20 protein-coding genes are annotated in these 23,838 nt (G+C 37.5%); 7 read left to right on the top strand and 13 right to left on the bottom strand.

The genetic code is table 11. From position 1 onward, the window contains the following. Positions 1-5: 5 nt before the first annotated feature. The 3 genes from fadA to WFN33_RS07560 all read left to right on the top strand — a co-directional run bounded on the left by fadA (position 6) and on the right by WFN33_RS07560 (position 3,881). Positions 6-1,178 (top strand): acetyl-CoA C-acyltransferase FadA, encoded by a 1,173-nt coding sequence (gene fadA / locus WFN33_RS07550; protein WP_004718442.1) that lies wholly within the window; start codon positions 6-8, stop codon positions 1,176-1,178. 383 nt (positions 1,179-1,561) lie between these two features. After that, the gene (locus WFN33_RS07555) at positions 1,562-2,770 is read left to right on the top strand and encodes an ImmA/IrrE family metallo-endopeptidase (RefSeq protein ID WP_336952351.1); all 1,209 of its coding nucleotides are present in this window, start codon (positions 1,562-1,564) and stop codon (positions 2,768-2,770) included. 4 nt (positions 2,771-2,774) lie between these two features. Continuing rightward, a complete protein-coding gene (locus WFN33_RS07560) occupies positions 2,775-3,881 on the top strand; it encodes a beta family protein (RefSeq protein ID WP_244014707.1) in 1,107 nt (368 codons plus the stop codon). Between the two features lie 255 nt (positions 3,882-4,136). Here WFN33_RS07560 and WFN33_RS07565 read toward each other — a convergent pair whose 3' ends face one another. Beyond that, positions 4,137-4,634, bottom strand: coding sequence for a hypothetical protein (locus tag WFN33_RS07565; protein WP_336952352.1), 498 nt, complete (start codon positions 4,632-4,634; stop codon positions 4,137-4,139). A gap of 241 nt (positions 4,635-4,875) precedes the next feature. Here WFN33_RS07565 and WFN33_RS07570 point away from each other — a divergent pair, with 241 nt between their 5' ends. Then, complete coding sequence (locus WFN33_RS07570) at positions 4,876-5,241, top strand: MerR family transcriptional regulator (RefSeq protein ID WP_336952354.1); 366 nt, start codon at positions 4,876-4,878, stop codon at positions 5,239-5,241. Between the two features lie 12 nt (positions 5,242-5,253). On the opposite strand, the gene WFN33_RS07575 is transcribed toward WFN33_RS07570, so the two are convergent. Together WFN33_RS07575 and WFN33_RS07580 are read right to left on the bottom strand one after the other, a co-directional pair. Beyond that, positions 5,254-6,069 carry a DKNYY domain-containing protein gene (locus WFN33_RS07575; protein ID WP_336952355.1) on the bottom strand — a complete coding sequence of 272 codons (816 nt, stop codon included), beginning with the start codon at positions 6,067-6,069 and terminating at the stop codon, positions 5,254-5,256. A 50-nt stretch (positions 6,070-6,119) separates the two neighbouring features. Beyond that, complete coding sequence (locus tag WFN33_RS07580) at positions 6,120-6,869, bottom strand: hypothetical protein (protein ID WP_336952357.1); 750 nt, start codon at positions 6,867-6,869, stop codon at positions 6,120-6,122. 190 nt (positions 6,870-7,059) lie between these two features. On the opposite strand from WFN33_RS07580, the gene WFN33_RS07585 reads away from it, so the two are divergent. Together WFN33_RS07585 and WFN33_RS07590 are read left to right on the top strand one after the other, a co-directional pair. After that, the gene (locus tag WFN33_RS07585) at positions 7,060-7,761 is read left to right on the top strand and encodes a DsbA family oxidoreductase (protein WP_336952359.1); all 702 of its coding nucleotides are present in this window, start codon (positions 7,060-7,062) and stop codon (positions 7,759-7,761) included. 1,151 nt (positions 7,762-8,912) lie between these two features. After that, the gene (locus WFN33_RS07590) at positions 8,913-10,058 is read left to right on the top strand and encodes a hypothetical protein (RefSeq protein ID WP_336952361.1); all 1,146 of its coding nucleotides are present in this window, start codon (positions 8,913-8,915) and stop codon (positions 10,056-10,058) included. Positions 10,059-10,139: 81 nt separating this feature from the next. Here WFN33_RS07590 and WFN33_RS07595 read toward each other — a convergent pair whose 3' ends face one another. The 7 genes from WFN33_RS07595 to WFN33_RS07625 all read right to left on the bottom strand — a co-directional run bounded on the left by WFN33_RS07595 (position 10,140) and on the right by WFN33_RS07625 (position 17,517). Further along, positions 10,140-10,550, bottom strand: coding sequence for a hypothetical protein (locus tag WFN33_RS07595; protein ID WP_336952362.1), 411 nt, complete (start codon positions 10,548-10,550; stop codon positions 10,140-10,142). Positions 10,551-10,611: 61 nt separating this feature from the next. Further along, complete coding sequence (gene htpG, locus WFN33_RS07600) at positions 10,612-12,543, bottom strand: molecular chaperone HtpG (RefSeq protein WP_336952363.1); 1,932 nt, start codon at positions 12,541-12,543, stop codon at positions 10,612-10,614. A 92-nt stretch (positions 12,544-12,635) separates the two neighbouring features. After that, positions 12,636-12,977, bottom strand: a complete 342-nt coding sequence (locus WFN33_RS07605; RefSeq protein ID WP_336952364.1) for a lysozyme inhibitor LprI family protein — start codon at positions 12,975-12,977, stop codon at positions 12,636-12,638. A gap of 167 nt (positions 12,978-13,144) precedes the next feature. Next, positions 13,145-13,756, bottom strand: coding sequence for an OmpW/AlkL family protein (locus WFN33_RS07610; RefSeq protein ID WP_034617314.1), 612 nt, complete (start codon positions 13,754-13,756; stop codon positions 13,145-13,147). Between the two features lie 553 nt (positions 13,757-14,309). Continuing rightward, complete coding sequence (locus tag WFN33_RS07615; protein WP_336952366.1) at positions 14,310-14,705, bottom strand: hypothetical protein; 396 nt, start codon at positions 14,703-14,705, stop codon at positions 14,310-14,312. A 373-nt stretch (positions 14,706-15,078) separates the two neighbouring features. Beyond that, positions 15,079-16,497: a Na+/H+ antiporter family protein gene (locus WFN33_RS07620; protein WP_004818515.1), complete on the bottom strand. Its 1,419-nt coding sequence runs from the start codon at positions 16,495-16,497 to the stop codon at positions 15,079-15,081. 144 nt (positions 16,498-16,641) lie between these two features. Beyond that, on the bottom strand, positions 16,642-17,517 hold the full coding sequence (locus tag WFN33_RS07625) for an alpha/beta fold hydrolase (protein ID WP_336952586.1): 876 nt from the start codon (positions 17,515-17,517) through the stop codon (positions 16,642-16,644). A 119-nt stretch (positions 17,518-17,636) separates the two neighbouring features. Here WFN33_RS07625 and WFN33_RS07630 point away from each other — a divergent pair, with 119 nt between their 5' ends. Next, positions 17,637-18,125: a PaaI family thioesterase gene (locus WFN33_RS07630; RefSeq protein WP_336952368.1), complete on the top strand. Its 489-nt coding sequence runs from the start codon at positions 17,637-17,639 to the stop codon at positions 18,123-18,125. A gap of 150 nt (positions 18,126-18,275) precedes the next feature. On the opposite strand, the gene WFN33_RS07635 is transcribed toward WFN33_RS07630, so the two are convergent. From WFN33_RS07635 to rpoC, 3 genes are all read right to left on the bottom strand, one after another. Next, positions 18,276-18,632: a DNA transfer protein p32 gene (locus WFN33_RS07635; protein WP_336952370.1), complete on the bottom strand. Its 357-nt coding sequence runs from the start codon at positions 18,630-18,632 to the stop codon at positions 18,276-18,278. A 230-nt stretch (positions 18,633-18,862) separates the two neighbouring features. Continuing rightward, positions 18,863-19,435 carry a hypothetical protein gene (locus WFN33_RS07640; RefSeq protein ID WP_336952372.1) on the bottom strand — a complete coding sequence of 191 codons (573 nt, stop codon included), beginning with the start codon at positions 19,433-19,435 and terminating at the stop codon, positions 18,863-18,865. 83 nt (positions 19,436-19,518) lie between these two features. Further along, positions 19,519-23,712, bottom strand: coding sequence for a DNA-directed RNA polymerase subunit beta' (rpoC, locus tag WFN33_RS07645; protein WP_336952374.1), 4,194 nt, complete (start codon positions 23,710-23,712; stop codon positions 19,519-19,521). Positions 23,713-23,838: the final 126 nt, after the last annotated feature.

Genomic DNA, 23,838 nt, shown 5'->3' on the forward strand with positions numbered 1-23,838 from the left:
CGTGAATGGCTACTTTAAATCCACGTGACGTTGTCATCGTTGATGGCGTACGTTCTGCAATGGGTAAAACCAAAAACGGTATGTTCCGCAATGTACGTGCTGACAGCTTATCTGCTGAATTGGTTCGTGCTTTAGTTGCTCGTAACCAGTTTGATGTAAATGAAGTTGAAGATTTGATCTGGGGTTGTGTGAACCAAACCCTAGAACAAGGTATGAACATTGGCCGTAACATCGTGTTATTGGCTGACTTGCCGAAGACTGTTGGTGGTCAAACTGTAAACCGCCTCTGTGGTTCTTCTATGCAGTCAATCCATACTGCTGCGGCGCAAATTGCAACCAACCAAGGTGATGTATTCATCATCGGTGGTGTAGAGCATATGGGTCACGTTGGTATGATGCATGGCATCGATCTTAACCCAGAAGCATCTAAGCATTATGCGAAAGCATCTAACATGATGGGCTTAACTGCTGAAATGTTAGGTCGTATGAACGGCATTAGCCGTGACGAACAAGATGCGTTTGGTGTTGAATCTCATCGTCGCGCTTGGGCTGCAACTCAGGAAGGCCGTTTCAAAAACGAAATCGTGGGTGTTGAAGGTCATGATGCCAATGGCTTCAAAATCCTTTGCGACATCGACGAAGTAATTCGTCCAGATGCAAACCTTGAAGCATTCAAAGCGTTACGTCCAGTATTTGACCCTAAAGGTGGTACTGTGACTGCTGCGACTTCTTCTGCATTGTCTGATGGTGCATCAGCAATGTTGTTGATGTCGGCTGAACGTGCTCAAGCTTTAGGTCTTAAGCCACGTGCTGTGATTCGCTCTATGGCGATTGCAGGCTGTGATGCTGCGATCATGGGTTATGGTCCTGTTCCTGCAACACAGAAAGCGCTTAAACGTGCTGGCTTAACGATGGAAGACATCCAAACCATCGAGTTAAACGAAGCATTTGCTGCTCAAGGTCTTTCTGTAATGAAAGGCTTGAACATCTATGACAAGCAAGACAAGATCAACTTAAACGGCGGTGCGATTGCATTGGGTCACCCATTGGGTTGTTCTGGCGCACGTATCACCACTACATTGTTGAACGTGATGGAACAACAAGATACGCAAATCGGTCTTGCAACCATGTGTATCGGTCTTGGTCAAGGTATCGCGACAATTATCGAACGTGTTTAATTCTTAATTAAATACTAAGATATAAAATCCCCGCTTAATGCGGGGATTTTTTTATTCATAAAATTATTCCCAAATTGGGAATTTTGTTTTACTATATTCCCAAATTGGGAACTTATCTTTAAGGGTTGTATGAGATTACTGGGGAGAATCAATAGAAACCATTTATCTGAAATAGCACTTAAGTGGATTTCTATTTTTGAAAATGAAGTCTCACAAACTTCATGGCGCCAACCCGATGACATTTTTAGAATGTACCCTCGCATGGAGCACCTCCAAAATAATCTTTATAAAATTTCCATTTTGGATACCAATTTATATGTGATTCTTAAAATATGTCTCACTAATGAAATCGTTATTATTAAAGAAGTTAAGAGTTCTGATTAATGTCTATAGAGATTAAAGTCATCCGGACAATCGAGCAATACAAGGCTTACTTAGAACAAGTTGAAGCTTTAATAGATGTCGATACATCTAAAGATCAAACTGCCAAAGATCATTTAGACCTATTATGTTTATTAATTCAAGATTATGAAACAAAACACTTTCAGCTAGATATTCCTGATCCAATCAATGCAATTACTTTCCGTATGAAGGAATTAAATCTTAAACAAGCTGATCTAGCTCCTTATTTTGGGACAACAAGTCGTGTTTCAGAAGTGTTAAATGGAAAACGAAAATTAACTGTTGAAATGATTAGAGCTATCTCTATAGGTTTAAATATACCTGTTGAAACTTTAATTTCACCAACACATGCAAGATCTTCTTCTAATTCAGAAATTGATTGGAAAAAATTTCCAATCAAAGAAATGGAAAGTAGAGGATGGATTAAAATTCCAAACAAAGAAAAAATCGCAGAAATAGTTGGCGAATATTTAAACAAAAGTGGTTTAAATTTTTCATCTACTTCATATAAGAGAAACTTAAATGGTGAAGCATATTCCCCAAATACAAAATTTGCTTTACATGCCTGGTTATCTGGAGTGGTTCAAAAAAGTAGATCACATAAATATTCTACTAAAGTTTTTAAAAAAGAGTTAGTCACTAGAGATTTTTTAAGAGAAATAGCCCAACTAAGCTGGTTGGAAAATGGACCCGTATTAGCTGTTCAACATATCGAAGATATTGGAATCTCTGTTGTTATAGAACCCCATTTAAAAGGTACTCGTGTGGATGGGGCTTGTTTGAAAGATTCTGATGGAAAACCAATTATTGCGCTATCTCTACGTTACGACAGACTCGATAATTTTTGGTTTACCTTACTACATGAATTAGCTCATGTAATGAAACATTTAGATGATAATGACACATTCATTGATGATCTCGAATATAACTCTCTAGATAAAAAAGAAGCGGAAGCTAATAGATTAGCTAGAGAAGCTTTCATACCAAGGGGCATTTGGAAAACAAGTGATGCTTTCTTAACCCCAACTAGAGACAATATATATTCTTTAGCAAAAGAGCTAAGAATCCATCCTGCAATTATCGCAGGTCGTCTAAGAAGTGAACTAAATGATTACACTATCTTTAATGATCTTTTAGGACAAAATGAAGTGAAAAAATTTTTTAATGCGGAATTAACCCATATGGAGTGATTACATGAATCCCCTACATACTTATTTTCCTATTTTCCCCGCAAAACGCGGTGAATTTACTGCTTTAAAACATCTCAACGATAGTGTTAAAAAGCATATTATGCCAATTTTTGAAATTCCTGTAGGGGATTGGAAAAAAACATCTAAAGAAATTTTTATTAATAAAAAAATTAAATCTTTAGAAAATTTAATCAGGACTACCAATATTTCTTTGATAGCTATTGATACTTATTACTACAGTACAAATGACCAGACTTTAGAAAATGGTCGACATGTATTTGAATATAGTTATAACTCTTTAATCCAGCTAAGTATTAATGTCGTACCTATTATTGGATACGATAGATGGTTCAATAGCCTAGACTCCACTTATCGAACAACTTTATCAAAAATTGAGTTTAAAAATGCCCCATATTTTATTATCCGTTTGGATGGTGAAGCATTAGATGATAGTGATGACCCAGATTATTTTTTAGAGCAAATAGAAGATATTCTGTCTGGTATTAAAGCGATACCACAAAAATGTTTACTTTTAGTAGATTTAAAAAGTATTGTTAAAAAATCACTTCCGGAATTATTTGATAAAACACAGAGAATTGCTGAAACTCTTTGTAAATTAAGTCCTTTATCTATCGTCATAAGCGGTTCAAGCATCCCCGAAACTATTGATAAGGCGGTAGAAGAACCTGACAGTTGTGGTCTATTATTGAGGAAAGAGTCTTTAATTTGGCAAAATTTAATAAAAATCTTTCCAAATTATTCATTCAAATATAGTGATTATGGTGTTAAAGCGCCAAGCGGTAAAGAAAATATTCCGGCTGGCGATAATGCAAATGGAAAGATTCGTTATACCACAGATAATCATTATTATATCGCACGTGGGCATATGATTAAAATTGATCACAACTTTTCTCAAATGCATACATTAGCGACTAAAATAGTTAATTCAACATATTTTGAGGATGACCCCTCTAGTTGGGCAGATTCTGAAATTAAAAAAGTAAGTAACCGAGAAAGAACCTCAGGAGGTCATGAAACGTGGATAACCATCGATACAAATCGACATATCCAGCATATTCTTGAAGAAATTAATCATAAAATACTCGTATAAATGCAATTTTGTTATTTATTGGGCACTATAATAGGTGCCCAACTATTAATATCTCAAATTTTGTGATTCTTCTTTAATATTAGTACACTATCTAGACAATAAATATATATTCACCTGCTAACAAGTATTAAAAAGCATATCCCCAAATTATATAATTTTTCTTATCTTTAACTTTATTCACCTATGTGCTTTATCTCTCTTAAGAAGAGTAAAGAAAGTAATAAATTACCTATAAAAAACTCATGTTATATTTATCTATTTCTTCCATTTATCCCCAAACATTAGCTGTAAACGGTCAGCATCGATATTCAACTTAAAAGTTCCATTACGAACTGCTTCTAAAGCTTTCTCGCGATTCATACCCATCGAAAGTGGTTCCATCATGGTAAACAAACCTGATGTCGGGTCAGAAGACTGCAAACCAGCAGCCACAGCTAAAACATACTCTCTAAGTAATGGTGAAGAAATTTGATTTATATTCGGTTCAGAGGCTTTGGGCTGTATATCAAGCGTATTAAAATTATCGCCAATCACATAATTTTGGATCTCATTATCTTTTTTAATGATCTGATGCTGTAACGCCTTACGTACATCTTTATCTTCTTGATAAGGAACAACACCTACAGCTTCTTGACGCAGTTCAGAATCCGCCATCACTTTAATCGTAGGCAATGAGGCAACTTCTTCTGCCTGTACAGTGGGTAACCAAACAGAAAGAGCAGTTACAAGTATCGAAACTTTGATAAAGTTCATACATTTCACCTAAAAAATAAATCATCGTATATATTCAATAAAATGATTCAATACATTTAATATTGTCTATTAAACAGGCTATAACAAATTATAGCGAGATTCACTAAAGCTCAGATAAACGGTAAATACTGTTAAAATTCTGAAATAAAGATTAAATAGGTTTTGCTCATTCAACAGCTTAAATAGAGCCACCAATAATTTTTTTTCCAACTGGTCCGTTTTAGTTTATAAGAGGTCTATTATGAATCTTGCTAAAGTTGCTGAGATAACTCAAGTAAGCCCGCGTATGTTACGTTATTACGAAGAGCTAGGATTAATTCGCCCGCAACGAACAGCGAATCACTATCGAGCTTATAATCAAGCAAACATCGAGGATATTCAAAAAATTAAAGTTCTCAATGATGCCGGCATGCATTTAAAAGACATTAAATTATTATTGCCATGTTTCGATTTGGGTGAGGAAAAATTTACCTTATGCCCTGTTGCCAAAGAAACATTAAAAATAGAGTTAGAACATATTTCAGAAAAATTAGTCAAACTCAAAAAATCTCAAAGCCTATTAACATCTTTTTTAATGCAAGGAAAAGTTGAAGAAACCAAGCGTTAATCGAGATCAATCTTATTGAAGCGCCTGGACCCGCTCTTTTTCTTCACTATTCATATCTTTCCAAGCTTTTCGATTATTCCAAAACCAATAGCCATTTTTATCCTGTGCAACGCATCCCATATCAGATTTGGTTTTAAAACTTGCATAATCTGCACCCTCAAGTTCGCCAAAACGTTCTTCATAAATATGCTGCTTGTCTTTTGCGTAGCAATCTCCGAGTAGTTCAAAACTACTGGCATCTGCACCCTCTAAAATCGAAAACATGCCCCCATCCAGCATGCTAAAGTAGTGATAAACATGCCGTTTATCTTTATACAAATTAGAAGGGTTTAACTGCTTAAAGCTCGCTAAATCTATAGTGTCATTCAAAGAAGGCCCATCTTCACCACCAAAACCCAAATGTCGATAAAAACGCTCACCCATGATCGACAGGCTTTTGCTGGGCAGAACATGTTCAGATAGAAACATGCTACAACGATTTGCATAAGGAAACTTTAAAGCCAATTCTCGTTGAGGATTGATATATAAATTGTCCCGCACAAGGCTCCATTGCTTTTTTCCCTGCTCAGTATTTAAAGCCGCTTGCTTTTCCTCCACGACACATTGGTCATACTCAATTTGTTCAGCACATAAAATAGGGGATAAGCCTAAAAAATGCTTCCATCCATAAACCTTTTTATAAGTATCGGCATCCAGAATTGTGTCTTGATCAATTTGATAAACACCAAAATGATAGCGATATAAAGCAACGCTTTTACAATCTTGCTGAACGAGAATTGGCGTCTGGTAGACATAGCCAATCCCACCCAGCAATAGCAGTATAAACATTGTAAAAAGCAAACATATTTTTATATTTTTCATTCATCTACTTCTAAAATTTACAAGGCTTCTTCTAATACTTCCGCATTTTGCTCTTTTTTCTGATTGATTTGGCTATTCAATTTCAGCACATCCTGAAACAACTGGTTAAACTGTTTCACTTGAGCATCGTCTTTAAACAAAATTTGATTACCCTGCTTCTGCCACTCATATTTTTTTAACAAATCAAACATGGTTTCAGCTTTACCTAAAATTTGTAGCTCATTTAGGATTAGGGTATTTTCAGAGTCAAGTTCAACATTCTGTTCGAGCTTATCCTGTAAGGGTTTCTTGAGGTCCTTGCGCAAATCTATTTTTTTTAATTCGTTTAAAGCCTCGGTTTTATTTTGTCTATTTTTTTGCTGATATTGCTGCATTGCTTGTCGTACAGTCACCAGCATCTGTGTTGTTTCTACATAGTTCTGTTTACGGTCTGCATCCAAACGATTTACATCTAAAAAATGATCCCATTTGGCCGCTGCGAGCTGATTTAAATAAGTGTTCCGTGTATCAACATTCTTGGCCCAATATTTCAATAAAAACTCAGACAAGGTTTTGTAATCACCTTTGAGCCGATTATCATGAATATCAATATTTACGGGTTTAGAACGGTCTTGGGCTTGTTCAGAAAGTTGCCGCATTTTTTCAGTCATCACCAAATCAAATGCTTGGCGATTGGCGTCTTCATTCTTTATTGAAGTATGGTCATAGTAGAAAAATCCAATAACAGCCAGAAAGATGATACCGAAAACAATCAAAAGTCGACGCATACCAAACTCCGAACATCCTTATAGATTACTTAGAATATCCTAAGCGACTCTTTTTTGTATATTAATTATGCAAAATAACAATAAATAACCTTTGTTGAATCACCTTAAAATAAGACTGCTTAAAAGTTTCACTTTAAATTTATGCAAACAAACCCCATCATAATCCAGAATTAGATTGTAGAGATTTCCCATGCGCGTAGATATTTGGTCAGATGTGGTTTGCCCTTTTTGCTATATCGGTAAAAAACGTTTAGAAGCTGCTGCTGAACAAGCAGGTATTGAGCTTGAAGTCCATTGGCACAGTTTTGAACTTGATCCTGAAGCAACTACGCGTCAAGAAGTTTCAAACTCTGAACGTCTTGCGCAAAAATATGGGCGTAGTATCCCTGAAGTCGAAGATATGCAACGCAATATTGCAGCAATGGCAAAAGAAGAAGGCATCCAATTTAACTGGGAAAATGCCAACTCAGGAAATACCTTTAACGCCCATCGGATCATTCACCTTGCACAAAGTAAGGGTTTAGGTTCAGAAGCAGAAGAAGCTTTTTTCTATAGCTATATGACTCAAGGTTTACCGATTGGTGAACGGGAAACAATTGAAGATGTCGCATCTCGTATTGGCTTAAATCCAATAGAAGTTGATGACGTTCTAGACTCTGAAGAATATGCTGACTTTGTAAAATTCGATGAACAAGTTGCTCATGAACAATTAAAAGTAACAGGCGTACCATTCTTTGTCTTTGATCAACGTGTGGCTTTAGCGGGTGCTCAACCACGTGAAGTCTTTGTACAAGTGTTAGAAAAAGCCCTTGAAACTGCGAATGATGCTGAAATCGAGCAACAGGATGGCCCTGTTTGTGCTGATGAGTCTTGTGAAGTTCCCAACAAATAAAATCAGCTACTGGAGAAATTCCTTGAAGGAGTTTCTTCAGTATTCAATAAGCATAATAATATTTAAGAAAATGATTAAAAAACCAACCCAAACAGATCATAAAAAATATACTGAATGATTTCTATGTCTTATTTTTAATGAGTCATTTTTTAAATTTTACGTGCCATTTTTGCAATACAGCGTTGCAGAAAAGCAACTATTCATTACCTTTTTCTTAGACTAAGATCAATAAATATTTTTCGTTCCCACGAAATTCATGCGCTGTAGTTTCTTTTTTAATTTTCTTATTTTTTAAGACACAATACCTCCTCTTTTGGAGGTGTTTTTGTTTATGCCGCAATAAAATAGGCTTTGAGGATAAAATTAAAGTTATCCACAACAGCGTATAATTTTTCTTCATTCTCGCTTTTCAAAAGTGCATTGCTACTATAGTCAACCTGTCAAAAACTCATACACAAGAATATAATTTCTCTTGATTAATATTTTCAACTAAATCAATTGCCTTAGGAAATAATTTGTTTGATTATAAAAAGCTTGCAATGCCGTACCTTACATTCAAAGCTTAAATACCTTTGCGTAGGCGATGCCTCACTTTTCAGAGATGAAAAGATGACAAAAATCTTTCGTTTAACAGGGCTCTTGCGCTGCAAACAAAGCAGTGCTTTATTTTTGCTCATATCCCCCCGCCCAACGGCGACATCCATGTCGCCACACTGTAGGGCAACTATTTATGATTCAAAAGCACAAAAAATGAATTGATAACCCATAGTTTTTAAAAAGTTCATAAAAGATACATGCTTCATGTCTAATCAATGACTTGAAGCAAATCACTTGCATGAATAATTATGCAGTTTGACTATATTTAAAATCGCTTATCTATTCTTGGATAAGTGTAGATTTTGTCTCCAAAGAATTTTTAGCGTAAAAGCTTTACCACAATTGAGCTTTGGATAATAAAAGCGCTTATTTATTAAAAAATAGCTTAAGTCACGCTTTGATTCGCGATAATGTGGATAGAATACGCTTCATTTTAAATAAATTTATGTTTTTTGTACTTAAAATAGCGATTCCATTGAAATTTAGTGTTTTTTTAAGGCATAGTTATATCGAAAATGAAGTACTGAATGACTCAAAGTTTAAGAAGTGGGCATATGAATAAAATATCAATCTTCTCAAAACTACCTTATGTCTTAATATTAGGCGGTTTTTTTGGGAACACTGCGTTTGCAGAAGTAAATAGCAGTCTTGAAGCGAATGCTAAAACGGGGAAAGTCGATCAGCAACCTTCTTTAGCCAGCGCCAAAGAAAATGAGATGGGCTTGCTCAACTATATTCCAAAAATTGTTGACTCAACACCGACCATTTTCCCAGAACAATCTAATCAAGTTATTGTTCCCCCAACGGATGCAACAGAAGATCAAACTTGGGCCGACAAAAAGCAGAAAAAGATTAGCAATTGGGCAGACCGTACAGCCAATAAAATGGACAACTGGTTTGGAAAAACTGATCCTGCACATCCAGCGTCAGCAACGTTGCGGATCATTGTTGATAATCAATGGAATAAGCATGATGGTTATGATGTCAATCCTCGTATCCGAGGAAAAGTTAAATTACCCACACTTGAAAACCGTTTAAGTGTGGTCTTTGGTGATGATTCATTAGATGATGAAATTACAAATAATATAGCGATCAACAATAATCATGCTGATGGCGATCCAGATAAACGAGTGGATGGTAAACAAATTCGTGATGATAACAGCTCGATTGCTTTACGTTGGTCACAGCTTTCTAAACGCTTACCTTTTGACTTAGATGCAGACCTTGGTATTCGTTCAGGTGATGATATCTATGCACGTTTAAAGGCTCAAAAGGATTGGAAACTGGGGAATGATTTTACTTTTCATGCGGAACAGATTTACCGCTATGGGATCGACAGTGAAAACTATTTGAGAACCAACTTAGAGCTGACCCATGCTCGCCCCAATCAGCCCTTTATTTCCAACCAATTCTATGTGACGTATGCAGATGAACAAGACGATGATTTAACTTGGGATAACCGTACTTATCGACAACATCAGTTCTTCAAAAATAATCGCTTTAACTATGGTATCTATACTGGCGGTTATTATAATAATAATGACCTTAAGCTCAACAGTTGGGGGCCTTTTGTTTCTTGGCGACAACCTGTTTGGCGTGAATGGTTTTACGTACAAGGCGACTTAAATTATTTTAATGATCGTCGTGAAGATCGTAGCCATTTCCCAAGCGCTTTGGTACGTTTAGAAGCGTTATTTTAAGCATAAGCTGAATCTGTAAGCTGAACTGTGGATAAGTTTCGACTTATCCACTGATGTTGGTAAAATGCCTGCCCCACCCTTTTAATTCAATGGGGCAATTGAAAACAATTCAAAAGTAAAACTATAAGCGGGACCAAAGTCGCTAGAATTGGGCATATACATTGTTTCATAAGTCATTCGCCCAATCGCCCTAACTTCTTTATCGACTAAAGCATCGTCTATTTTAAGGCTTGGATGTACCGCTATCGGTAACGCCATTCCCCCTTTCCCATCGCTAGCAGCAAGTTCATAGTTCTGGCCATTTTTTTTCAATATACCCATCACAGCAGCCTGTGTATTTTGTCTTAAGAACATGGCGTTATGTACTGAAATATCTGTGGTATTTGCATTACGCTTTTCAACTGGTGGAAGTTCATATGCCATCACAACTGTTGTAGCTAAACTGAGCAATACAAAACAACCTATACATTGAATTCTTTTAAAATTATTCATTGAATGTGTTTATATAAAAAAGCCTATCTTAAAGATAGGCTCTGTTAAAACAAATTACGACTTATTTAAGCAATAAATTGTTAATACGTTTTACATATTCAGCAGGATCATCAGGTAAACCACCCTCAGCAATTACTGCCTGATCAAAGATCACATTGGCTAAATCATCAAACTGGGCTGAACTTTCAAGTTTTTTTACTAAAGGATGTTCAGGGTTAATTTCCAGAATTGGTTTAGATTCAGGTACAGCCTGACCCGCTTGTTTTAACATACGAATTAACTGCGGCGAAAGCTCACCATCGCTGGTCACTAGACATGCTGGTGAGTCCACTAAACGCGTTGTCACACGCACTTCTTTGGTCTTGGCTTTTAATGAATCAGAGAGTTTTTCAACCACAGGTTTAAACTGTTCTGCGGCAGCTTCGAGTGCTTTTTTCTCTTCCGCATCTTGTAAATCACCAAGATCGACTGCACCCTTTGCAACATTTTGCATAGGAGTGCCATCAAAGTCATGCACAAACTCCATCGCCCATTCATCAACACGATCTGCCATAAGCAAAACTTCAATGTCTTTTTTACGGAATAATTCAAGTTGCGGAGAGTTTTTCGCAGCCGCTAAGCTATCGGCAGTCACATAATAGATAGCTTTTTGCCCTTCTTTCATACGTGCTTTATAAGCTTCCAATGATGTTGATACCTCATCATTGCTCGAAGTAGAGAAGCGTAAAAGTTTTAGAATACGTTCACGATTACCAAAGTCTTCACCTAAACCTTCCTTGATCACTGAACCAAATTCAGCATAGAAAGTTTTAAATTTGTCTTGATCAGCTTGATCTTCTGATTTTGCTAAAGCATCCAATGTTGTCAATACACGACGTGCATTACCTTCACGGATGGTTTTCACATCACGGCTTTCTTGTAGAATCTCACGGCTTACATTAAGCGGCAGATCAGCACTATCCACCACACCTTGTACAAAACGTAGATAATTTGGAATCAGATTATCTGCATCATCCATAATAAATACACGTTTTACATAAAGTTTGATGCCTGCTTTAGCTTCACGCGTGAAAATATTACTTGGTGCTTTACTTGGAATATAAAGCAATTGGGTATATTCAGTACTGCCTTCAACTCGGTTATGTGCCCAAGCCAATGGTGCATCAAAGTCATGAGTTAAATTCTTATAGAATTCTACATACTGCTCTTCAGTAATTTCGCCTTTGCTACGTGTCCACAAGGCACTTGCTGAGTTAATCGCTTCCCATTCATCTGTTTTAACATAATGACCTGGTTTTTTCTCTTCACCTTCAGCTGCTTCTTCTTCCTGCCAAACTTCCTTCTGCATTTCGATAGGTAAGCTGATATGGTCTGAGTATTTATTGATAATTTGTTTAACTTTATAAGATTCTAAATAATCCAGTGCGTCATCACGTAAATGTAAAATAATCGACGTTCCACGTGAAGCCTTCTCAATTTGTTCGACTTCAAAGTCACCCGTACCACCACTGATCCAACGTACACCTTCTGATGCATCTAAACCTGCACGGCGAGATTCAACGGTAATTTTATCAGCAACGATAAAACCAGAATAAAAACCTACACCAAACTGGCCAATCAGTTGTGCATCAGCTTTTTGGTCACCAGATAACTTTGACATAAAGTCTTTGGTGCCTGATTTAGCAATCGTTCCTAAGTTATCAATTGCTTCTTGTTGGCTTAAACCAATACCGTTGTCTGAGATGGTGATTGTTTTCGCATCTTTATCTAGGCTTACACGAACATGTAAGTCTGGATCATTCTCATAATATTCAGGATGGTTAATTCCTTCAAAACGTAACTTATCACATGCATCTGAAGCATTTGAAATCAGCTCGCGTAGGAAAATTTCAGGGTTAGAATAAAGTGAATGCGTCACTAAATGTAAAAGCTGAGCCACTTCTGCTTGAAAGCTATGCTTTTTTGAACTGTGTTGTACGTTCTGTTCACTCATAAAATCACTCCGTAAATTCATAACGCTTTTTTATTGAATGCATTAGAAATGGAGTGGTTTAAGCATATTTCAATAGGCAAATTTAATTTTTTTTAAAATGGACCTTGTTGGTAAACTCGATTCATATAAATCTCTAGTTTTTGCTGGCGCATCTGATACGCATCGGTTAAACAACGTAGATTGTCCTGACATTGATTGCGCAGTTGTAACCATTTCACTTGCTGATCCTGTATCACACCCCGTGTTCCCATCGGAACAAGTTTACGGATAATGGTATAGGTGGTCGCCATTTTGACATCTGCATCGTTTAAACTGCGATGCTCACAAATGGCATGTTCGCTTTTGGTCTGAGCATGCTCACAATTAAAACTTGCTGCATTGGCTATTGTGCTGCTACTTAACCCTACCAATATTATAAAAATTAAATTTTTCATATCATGTCAAAGTCTTATTGATGTTCTGATAGATTAAATGGATTTAATCAGCGCTTATATAGCTAAAAATAACTATTTTTTATTGCTTCTTGTTTCAATATATAAGGCTCTGTAAAAATAAAAAAACTCGGTAAATTTACCGAGTTTTTTATGAGTCTAAAGCGAACTTAGAATCTATAGCTATAACCCAAAGTATAGATAACTGGATCAATATCTAAATCAAATTTTGCAGCAGTAGTATTACCCGCTTTAACAGTCACTTCTGGGCTTAATTGAGCATAACGGGCATCAAAGAAAACACCCCAGTTTTTTGCATCAGCAGGTTGGAAGTTAAAACCGATTTGACCAGCAAAACCAAAATCATCTTTAACTTTAACCTTAGTGCCCGCCAATGCCCCAGATGATTCCTCATCCCATGCAAGGAATGCTGTACCACCAACACCAATATATGGTGTAAAACGTGTAGAGTTTTTGAAGTTATATTTAAACGTTACAGTTGGTGGTAAGTGTTTAAGGTTAACTGCTTTTTCACCATCTAATTTCACATCGTGGCTAATTGGTGTAGCTAATAAAACTTCCGCAGAGAAAGGTGTTTCACCAAAGATATATTCTACAGAAGGCGTAAAAGCATATTCATGGTCTGCTTTCACAGTACCAACACCAGCAACTTTGGTGTCTTGTGTTGGTGCAATCACCGAACCACCAACCTTGACTTGCCAATCTGCAAATGAAGCAGAAGAAATTGCCATTAATGCAATAAGAGCAGTTTGCTTTAACATTATAAATACCCCAGCGTTGTTATTAATAAACATTAAACATAGGTATTAATAATATTGCAACATTTATTTAAATTAAGAATTAATATATATTTTCAAGTAACTGTTATACAATAAAATTTATTTTAATCATATCAAAACAGTTGGTTTTAAAACCCAACCAAATTAATCAGGATTATTGAGTGAAATTTAATATAAAATGGATTCTTTATTATAAATTAATAATATCTATAAAATAAATTTAAACCTCATTTTCAGGGCTGTATCTTCAGAGAAAAATCTTGCCTCCATGTCCTAGATGATAGATTCAGCCAATCAGATTGGCATCTCTGAATTTTTTATCGAGAAAGATAAAAGTGTATTGAAAACAGAGAGTTCATCGAAAAATTGGTTTTTTGTTATTTTTATAAATTAGGAAATTAAATCAACCTATACTGTCAATAAAACATCAATATAAAGTTATGTTACATAGTCTAAATCATATTGTTTAAAGATAAACAGTTCATTTTAAGATAAAAGAATTAAAGTATTTTAATCAATAAAAAAATATAGTAATTTATATATACAAACGAATTTCATTATAACCTTTTGGAATCATAGTACCTTGCTTAATATCATTTACTAAATTATTCCATTTATTTTCAACACAGTTCTCCAAAGGTTCTGGATAATATCCTGTTCGATTAAAATTTTCCCATCCATCTATTGAAACCCCTAAAAACTGTTCAATTGACTGTATCGCTTTATCTAATGATTCATATTTAAGATTAATATCTATCCCTGTATCCTCATCACTTTCATCATAATAAAAGTAGGATATTAATATTTGTTCTTTGTCCAAAAAACCAATTACTCTCATATAATTCCCATACTCTTCTAATAAAACTCTATCTACTACAACAGGTTTGGTCATACCAACTTCAATATAACTCACTAATTCACATATATTCATATTTACTTTTTCCAATAATTACAATGATATCTTATTACCATCAGGTATCTCTATGCAGTGATCCTGAAGTATTTTTATGAATTGAGGCAGTATGATCACAAAGGTTTATAACTCACCTTTATATGTATCTCTTTGATCAGCCAAATCCCCACTCACCTTATTATTTAGGCTTAGATAATTGATAATCTTGATCTGCTGATCTTAATTCAGGCATATTATTTAAGATTTTTCCTGCTGTTTAAATATCAAAAACTAGAATACTCCCATTTTTACAAAGAATATCAACCCATCTATTTAAATGATTTTAGTCGAACAGATATAAAAAAGGCTGTTTAGATCTCATCATAAACAGCCTTAACTAAAAAAATAAACGCTACAGCACCATCGCAGCAATCCAACCAAACACCAATAATGGAATATTAAAATGGATAAATGTTGGAACAACCGTATCCCAAATATGATCATGTTGCCCATCTACGCCCAAACCAGCAGTAGGCCCCAAGGTCGAATCTGAAGCTGGTGAACCCGCATCTCCTAATGCTGCCGCAGTACCAATCAGAGCAACGGTTGCAAGTGGAGAGAAGCCGAATTGTACACATAAAGGAACATAAATGACTGCAAGTACAGGCACACTTGAAAATGATGAACCAATTCCAATCGTTACAAATAAACCAATAAATAACATCAAGAAAGCAGCTAGCGCTTTATTGTCACCAATCAAATGAACAACACCGTTGACCAACTGATTAATATCCCCAGTATGGGTCATCACGGATGCAAACCCCGCAGCAGAGATCATGATAAAACCGACCAATGCCATCATACGCATCCCTTGTACAAAAACATCATCCGCTTCTTGCCATTTAAAAATCCCTGCGGCAGATAAGACAGAAAAGCCCACTAATCCGCCAAGGATCATTGAGCCTGAATACAATTGAGAGATCAGGGTTAAAATGATTGCCAGCAATGCCATAAGAATAGTTTTCTTGGCAATCACAGGGGCTTCTTGCTTGGCTTCTTGCTCTAAGGCTATGCCATCAGCTTTTAATACCTCAACATTTACCGCACGAAGTGGTTTATCTAAATCAATCGTGGTAATTGGTGCAACATTACGATCAACATAAATACGCGGTTTACGATAACTGACAAAAACGGCAAATAAAGTACCAATCACCATACCCAATACAGGAATAGCCATCCCCATAGGCATCATGCTTCTTTCAACATGCAGATGATAAGCAGCGCCAATTTTGTTGATATTCCCCATCAGAATTTGTTCAAGAAAAATTGCACCAAAGCCTACAGGCAAGAAGATATATGTGCCGACTAAACCTAAGGTCAGTACACATGCTGCGGCACGACGGTCGAGTTTCAAGTGATTCATCACTTTTAAGAGCGGTGGAACAAGCACAGGAATAAACGCAATATGCACAGGAATTAAATTTTGTGAACAAATCGCGGCAATCAGTAAAATACCCAATAATAAGAATTTTACTTTGGTTGCTTGTTTCTGCGTGGCTTCCATACCGAGTAAGCCGATCAGTTTATAGGCCAATAAATCAGGCAAGCCTGACTTTGAAAGTGCCAAAGCGAAAGCGCCTAATACCGCATAGGCCAAGGCAACTTCTGCACCATCACCCAAGCCCGCATTAAATGCTGTAACAGTATCTGACAAGCTTAAACCTGCAACCAACCCACCTATAATTGCTGAAATAACCAATGTTAAAACAACAGAAACTCGTGCCAGTGACAAGATAAACATCACGGCAATCGCAATAACGACAGCATTCATGGAGAAATTTACGAAAATTTGAAAGCCGATATTTTATCAGATTCACTTCAATGAAGCTGTAATTTAGTCGAACTGGTCATAAAATGAATAGGCCATTTGAAAACATGGCCTATTTTTATAAGAGCTCACATCACTTTAAGCGAATCAACTCTCACTATTTTTGAGTGCAAATGTTTCAATATATTGTGCAATCTCTTGTGGTTGACTAAGTACTGCCCAATGGTTTGCATCAACTTCTACACGTTCAAAATCTGTTGCCCATTTAGGCACTTCATCAATCAATTCTGGACTTACAAATTTATCTCTTAACAGTACAACCGCCTGTACAGGACATACTGCATAACGCTCACGTGGACGAGTTAAACGTGGAAGAAAGTTAGCACGGTATAGTCCGATACCATGTTCACCATCTTTTGCAATATTTTGGTTTAAGGGTAAGCCTTTCTTTTTCTCAAGTTGCGTTAAAATTGCGCCCCAGCGTTGTGGGCTAAAAAAATGCCAAACGGTCGGGGCAAGAAATGGTAACTGGAATGCAACGATATACCAAGATTTAAATAACTGCTTAAAAAATTTAGGCTTTTCATGTAAAAACTGTTCACGCATCCAAAAAGCCGCATGATCTAAACAAGGTCCAGACATAGTGGTATAAGACAAAATACGATTTTTAAATTTAGGTTCAGTCACAGATTCCCACGACTGAATCGAGCCCCAATCATGCGCTGCAAGATGAAAATTACGATTGGGCAGTAGCTCATTTACCATGCACTCTAAATCCAAAGATAAGCGTGCTAAAGCATAATCACGAATTCGTTTTGGTACAGAAGACTGCCCTGCCCCACGTACATCATAAGTAATGATGTAAAATTTTGAGATCAATTGTTCAATAATCGGTTCCCAAACTTCTTGATTATCGGGATAGCCATGCACCAAAACCAACGCAGGGTTTTCAGCATTACCCCATGTTTTTGCATAAAGTTTTTGTTTGTCTTGGGTGGATATCCAATAAGTTTGCACTTGCATTGAGTCACCTTTTATTGTTTTACCATTGGCTGTGATTTCGTTGTAAAGGGCATTTAGATCAATGCCACATTCCATTCTGTTCTTTATTATGGTTTAAAAATCGATAACTAGAATTGACCATGAATGCGCTAATCAAAAAACTACAGACAATCCCATTTGTTTCCAAATTTATGTTGAATCATTTTTCTCCATATAAAGGTGCAGGGATTGAAATCGAAAAAATTGATCTAAAAAACTATCACGTTCGGGTCAAAATGCCACTGACGCATAGCAATCAAAATATTGTTGGCGTGCACTTTGGCGGTAGTTTGTATTCAATGGTTGATCCATTTTATATGCTTCTTTTAATGCATCATTTGGGCCCGAAATATATGGTTTGGGACAAAACCGCAAACATCAATTTCCTTTCCCCTGGTCGCAGTACGGTTTATGCAGATATCCGTTTAGATGCGATTGAAATCGAACATGTGAAGAACTTGGCCGAAAACTATAGTCCAGTCTATCGTAACTATACAGTGAATATTTTTGACGACTCGGGCTTAAGAATTGCTGAAGTACAAAAAACGGTGTATATCCGTCGTAAAAACCCTCACCCATTAAAACGCTAAAGTCTGTTTGAATGAGCCATTTTAAAGCCAAATAGTCAATAAATTATGTAATAGTGAAGAGATGCCGAACTCTTCTAAAATTAGATATTGATAAAAAAATAAGCGCATGACGTTATAAACGTTGCGCTTATTTTGATTTGGTTTTAACGACTATTTATTTTGCTCAATTGCAGCACCAGCACCACCACCGATCGCACCACCAATGGCAGCGCCGGCATCACCGCCGAGTACACCTTTACCAATGACTGAGCCAATACCTGCACCTATACCACTATATGTTGCATTACGGTTTGAACCATTGTTGGCTTTGCTTCCTACAGCAGCACCACCACCTGCACCAACAGCAGCACCCACACCATTACCAGCATGATTACCTATACCACCACCAACAGCACCACCAAGTGCCGCGGAAGTAATACGCTTATCATTTGCTGACATGTTTTCACAACCTGTAAGCATCACAATAGGTAAACTCACACACATCATAGTCATTACTATTTTTTTCATGTTATTCATCCTTTCTATCTGAACTTACAAATGCAATTAATTACAACTGATTTTATGAAAACACTAATTTATGGATTAAATTAAATTTTCATGTTGCTATTTGTAGTCTTTAATTATCAAAGATGCACAGTCGAATTTAAATAACATTCATGTTAATAAGAAATTATCATTGAATGACGATGTCCTCATAAAGCATTAACTTAATCACAAGATTTTTAAAACTAAAAGCATCATTCTATTCGTTTAAATTTTTCTTTGAGAAAATGATAACTTGCATAAACAAGCATTAAGATTGCCAGCTGGCTGAATACCAAGAAAAGCATAAAAAAGAGTTCAGCAAAGACAACACCAAGTTGATAGTGATACAAGGATTGGAATAAATAACCATTTCGACCTAAACCTATGGTCATATCTTGTTTCGCGAAATGCCATTGCATCATCGAAAAACTAAACCAGATAAATCCAATAACACATACAACCATAATTACCCCATCCAACAACTTAAATTGCATTGTCTGAGTGGTTGTTTGAGGTGCAGTTTCACGCTCTTCTTGCCAAATCATGCAAAATAAAAAAACGGCCCAGATGCTGCTCAATAGCGAAAAATATGCAGTAATCGATACTGTATAAAAACCCAAGGGGCCAAACATTCCCGTTTGAACCTTTAATTTTTCTGTGATGAATTGAAATACATTATGCTGCCAATTCATTTCTGGCTGAGCTGGTAAAAACATCAACAAACAGGCGGGAACCAACATGACTGCCAGTAAAACCATCAATGTATGTCTAATTTTTATTGCCATTTTAAATGCTTATGACTTGAGTCTACTCAGTATATAAAAAAAGACGCCCTAAGGCGTCTTCTTCATTTCAAAAGCTGTTTAACTTAGAAAGTATCTTCATTTAAAGCTTGAGAGAATGCTTGATCAACTTCAGAGAAGTCATTTACAAGCTCATGCTCTGCAGCTTCTGCTTCTTGACGACGACGTTCTAAATGGTATGCAAGACCAGTACCAGCTGGAATCAAGCGACCTACAACAACGTTTTCTTTCAAACCACGTAACTCATCTTCTTTCCCTGTTACAGCAGCTTCAGTTAACACACGTGTTGTTTCCTGGAACGATGCAGCAGAGATGAACGAATCAGTAGAAAGCGATGCTTTCGTAATACCCATCAATTGACGTTCATACTTCGCAGGGAATTTGTTCTGAGCCAATACTGCTTGGTTTTCACCCACAACGCGGATGTAATCCACTTGTTCACCTTTGATAAAGCTTGTATCGCCACCGTCGGTAATGTCTACTTTACGCAACATTTGACGAACGATTACTTCAATATGCTTATCGTTGATTTTTACACCTTGTAAGCGGTAAACGTCTTGAACTTCGTTCACGATGTAGTTGGTTAATGCAACTTCACCTTTCAAACGTAAGATGTCATGTGGATTTTGTGGACCATCAGAAATGGTTTCACCACGGTTAACATGCTCACCTTCAAACACGTTAATGGTACGCCATTTTGGAATCAACTCTTCATAAATTTCAGAGCCATCATCTGGTGTAATCACTAAACGGTTCTTACCTTTGGTTTCTTTACCAAAGCTTACAACACCTGAGATTTCAGCAAGAATTGCATGTTCTTTCGGCTTACGTGCTTCGAACAAATCAGCTACACGTGGTAGACCACCGGTAATATCACGAGTACGTGAAGTTTCTTGTGGTACACGACCAATAACGTCACCAACACCAATCGTTTCACCATCACGAACAGTAACGATCGTGTTCTGTGGCAAGAAGTAGAACTGTTCGCCGCCATCTGTTGTATCCAACACGATTGCAGGACGCAAATCTTTACCAGAAGCAGGACGCGCTGTTACAGGTAAGATTTCAACAGTCGTCATACCCGTTGCATCATCAGTTTTAGATGTTGCAGTTACGCCATCCGAAATTTGGCTGAAGCGTGCTTTACCAGCAACTTCTGTCACCAATGGATGTGTATGCGGATCCCAAGTCGCAACAATACCGCCGCCTTCTACAGGTTGACCATCTTTAATCAAGATAGACGCACCGTATGGAAGTTTATAACGTTCACGTTCGCGACCTAAGTCATCTGCAATACCGATCTCACCTGAACGTGAAACAGATACCAAATGGCCTTTAGCATGTTGAACAGTTTTAACGTTATGAAAACGAACCGTACCTTTATTACGTACTTGTACGCTATTTGCAGCAGATGTTCGGCTTGCAGCACCACCCACGTGGAATGTACGCATGGTTAACTGTGTACCAGGTTCACCAATTGATTGTGCAGCCATAACACCAACAGATTCACCTGGATTTACCAAGTGACCGCGAGCCAAGTCACGACCATAACATTTCGCACATACACCGAAAGTGGAAGCACAGTTTACAACTGAACGTACTTTAACTTCATCAACACCAGCATCTTCAATATATGCAGCGATTTTTTCATCAATCAATGTGTTACGTGGAAGAACAACTTCATCTGAACCCGCTTTTTTCACGTCTTCAGCAGTTACACGTCCTAATACACGTACACTTAATGGCTCAATAACGTCGCCACCTTGAATGAACGGAGTCATTACAAGACCTTCAAGCGTACCGCAATCTGGCTCTGTAATAACCAAGTCTTGTGCTACGTCTACAAGACGACGAGTCAAGTAACCAGAGTTCGCAGTTTTAAGTGCTGTATCGGCCAAACCTTTACGTGCACCATGTGTTGAAATGAAGTATTGAAGTACTGTCAAGCCTTCACGGAAGTTCGCTTTAATCGGCGTTTCAATAATCGAACCATCTGGTTTCGCCATCAAACCACGCATACCCGCAAGCTGACGAATCTGAGCTGCCGAACCACGGGCACCTGAGTCAGACATCATGTAGATACTGTTGAATGATTTTTGCTTCTCGTCTTCGCCCTGTTTATTTTTAACAGTTGTGAAGGACAAGTTATCCATCATCGCTTTCGCAACTTGGTCGTTGGTACGCGCCCAAATATCGACAACTTTGTTGTAACGCTCACCTGCCGTTACGAAACCTTGCTCAAATTGTTGTTCAATTTCACGAACTTCAACTTCTGCTTTTTCGATAATTGCTTGTTTTTGTGGTGGAATCAACATGTCTTCCATACCCACAGAAACACCTGAACGTGTTGCTTGACGGAAGCCCAAGTACATCAATTGGTCAGCAAAGATAACAGTATCTTTCAAACCTAATTTACGGTAGCAAGAGTTAATCAATTTAGAGATGTTCTTTTTCGTCATCTCAACGTTGATTTGTTGGAAATCCATACCTTCAGGCACAACTTCCCAAAGTAAGCAACGACCAGGCGTCGTATCTACAACAATTGTTTGATGCTCACGGTTACCGTTTTCATCAATCACTGTTTGGTGCACACGTGCTTTTACACGCGCATGTAAGTCAACTTGACCAGTTGCAAGTGCACGGTTTACTTCATGAGTATCCGCAAACACCATGCCTTCACCTTTGGCATTGATTGCATCACGTGTGATGTAATACAAGCCCAAGACAACGTCCTGAGAAGGTACAATGATCGGCTCACCATTTGCAGGTGACAAGATATTGTTAGTCGACATCATTAACGCACGAGCTTCTAATTGAGCTTCAAGTGTTAATGGAACGTGAACCGCCATTTGGTCACCATCGAAGTCGGCGTTAAACGCAGCACAAACGAGTGGATGTAAACGGATCGCTTTACCTTCAATTAAGATAGGTTCAAATGCTTGAAGACCTAAACGGTGAAGTGTTGGCGCACGGTTCAACATGACTGGATGTTGACGAATTACAGATGCAAGAACGTCCCAAACTTCAGGGGTTTCACGCTCAACCATTTTCTTCGCAGCTTTAATGGTTGTTGCTTGGCCAGAAGCTTGTAGCTTAGCAAAGATAAAAGGCTTGAATAATTCAAGAGCCATTTTCTTTGGAAGACCACATTGGTGTAAACGTAAAGTTGGACCTACAGTAATTACCGAACGACCAGAATAATCGACACGCTTACCAAGTAAGTTTTGACGGAAACGACCTTGCTTACCTTTGATCATATCTGCCAAAGATTTAAGCGGACGTTTGTTCGAACCAGTAATTGCACGACCACGACGACCATTGTCCAATAACGCATCCACAGACTCTTGTAACATACGTTTTTCGTTACGTACGATAATGTCTGGTGCAGCAAGGTCAAGAAGACGTTTTAAACGGTTGTTACGGTTGATCACACGACGATAAAGATCGTTCAAGTCAGAAGTCGCAAAACGACCACCTTCAAGCGGTACCAACGGACGAAGATCAGGTGGAAGTACAGGAAGTACATTCATCACCATCCATTCAGGCTTGTTGTTCGACTCTTTGAACGCTTCCATCAACTTCAAACGTTTAGAGGCTTTTTTAAGCTTCGTTTCTGAAGTCGTGTTCGGAATTTCTTCACGTAAACGAGAAATTTCAGCTTCAAGATCGATGTCTTTCAACAAATCTTGAACTGCTTCTGCACCCATTTTCGCGCTGAATTCATCACCATGTTCTTCTAACGCTGTGAAGTATTCTTCATCGTTAAGAAGTTGGTACTTTTCCATTGGCGTCATGCCAGGATCAGTGACCACATAAGATTCGAAGTACAATACACGTTCGATATCACGTAAAGTCATATCAAGTAATAAACCGATACGGCTTGGTAATGATTTCAAAAACCAAATATGCGCAACTGGAGAAGCAAGCTCGATGTGACCCATACGCTCACGACGAACTTTTGCAGTTGTTACTTCAACGCCACATTTTTCACAAATGACGCCTTTATATTTCATACGCTTGTATTTACCACACAAGCATTCGTAATCTTTTACTGGACCAAAGATTTTGGCACAGAATAAACCATCACGTTCTGGTTTAAACGTACGATAGTTAATGGTTTCTGGCTTTTTAACTTCACCGTGAGACCATGACTTAATCATTTCTGGTGACGCAAGACCAATACGGATACGGTCAAACTCTACTGGAGCGTGACCATCTGAATCCGTCTTTTTGCGCATGATATCGAGCAAGTCTTTCAATTTTTTTCTCCGTGTGTCGAAGCGCTTTTCAGGCTACGACTGGGTCACAAATATTGTTTTTTCACTGAGATTTGGCATCTCCCCTACCCCCTCTTTCTTAAAGAAGGGACATTCCCCCCTTTAACA

Origin of the sequence: Acinetobacter sp. AS167, from assembly GCF_037152175.1 — a bacterium.
Classification (GTDB): domain Bacteria; phylum Pseudomonadota; class Gammaproteobacteria; order Pseudomonadales; family Moraxellaceae; genus Acinetobacter.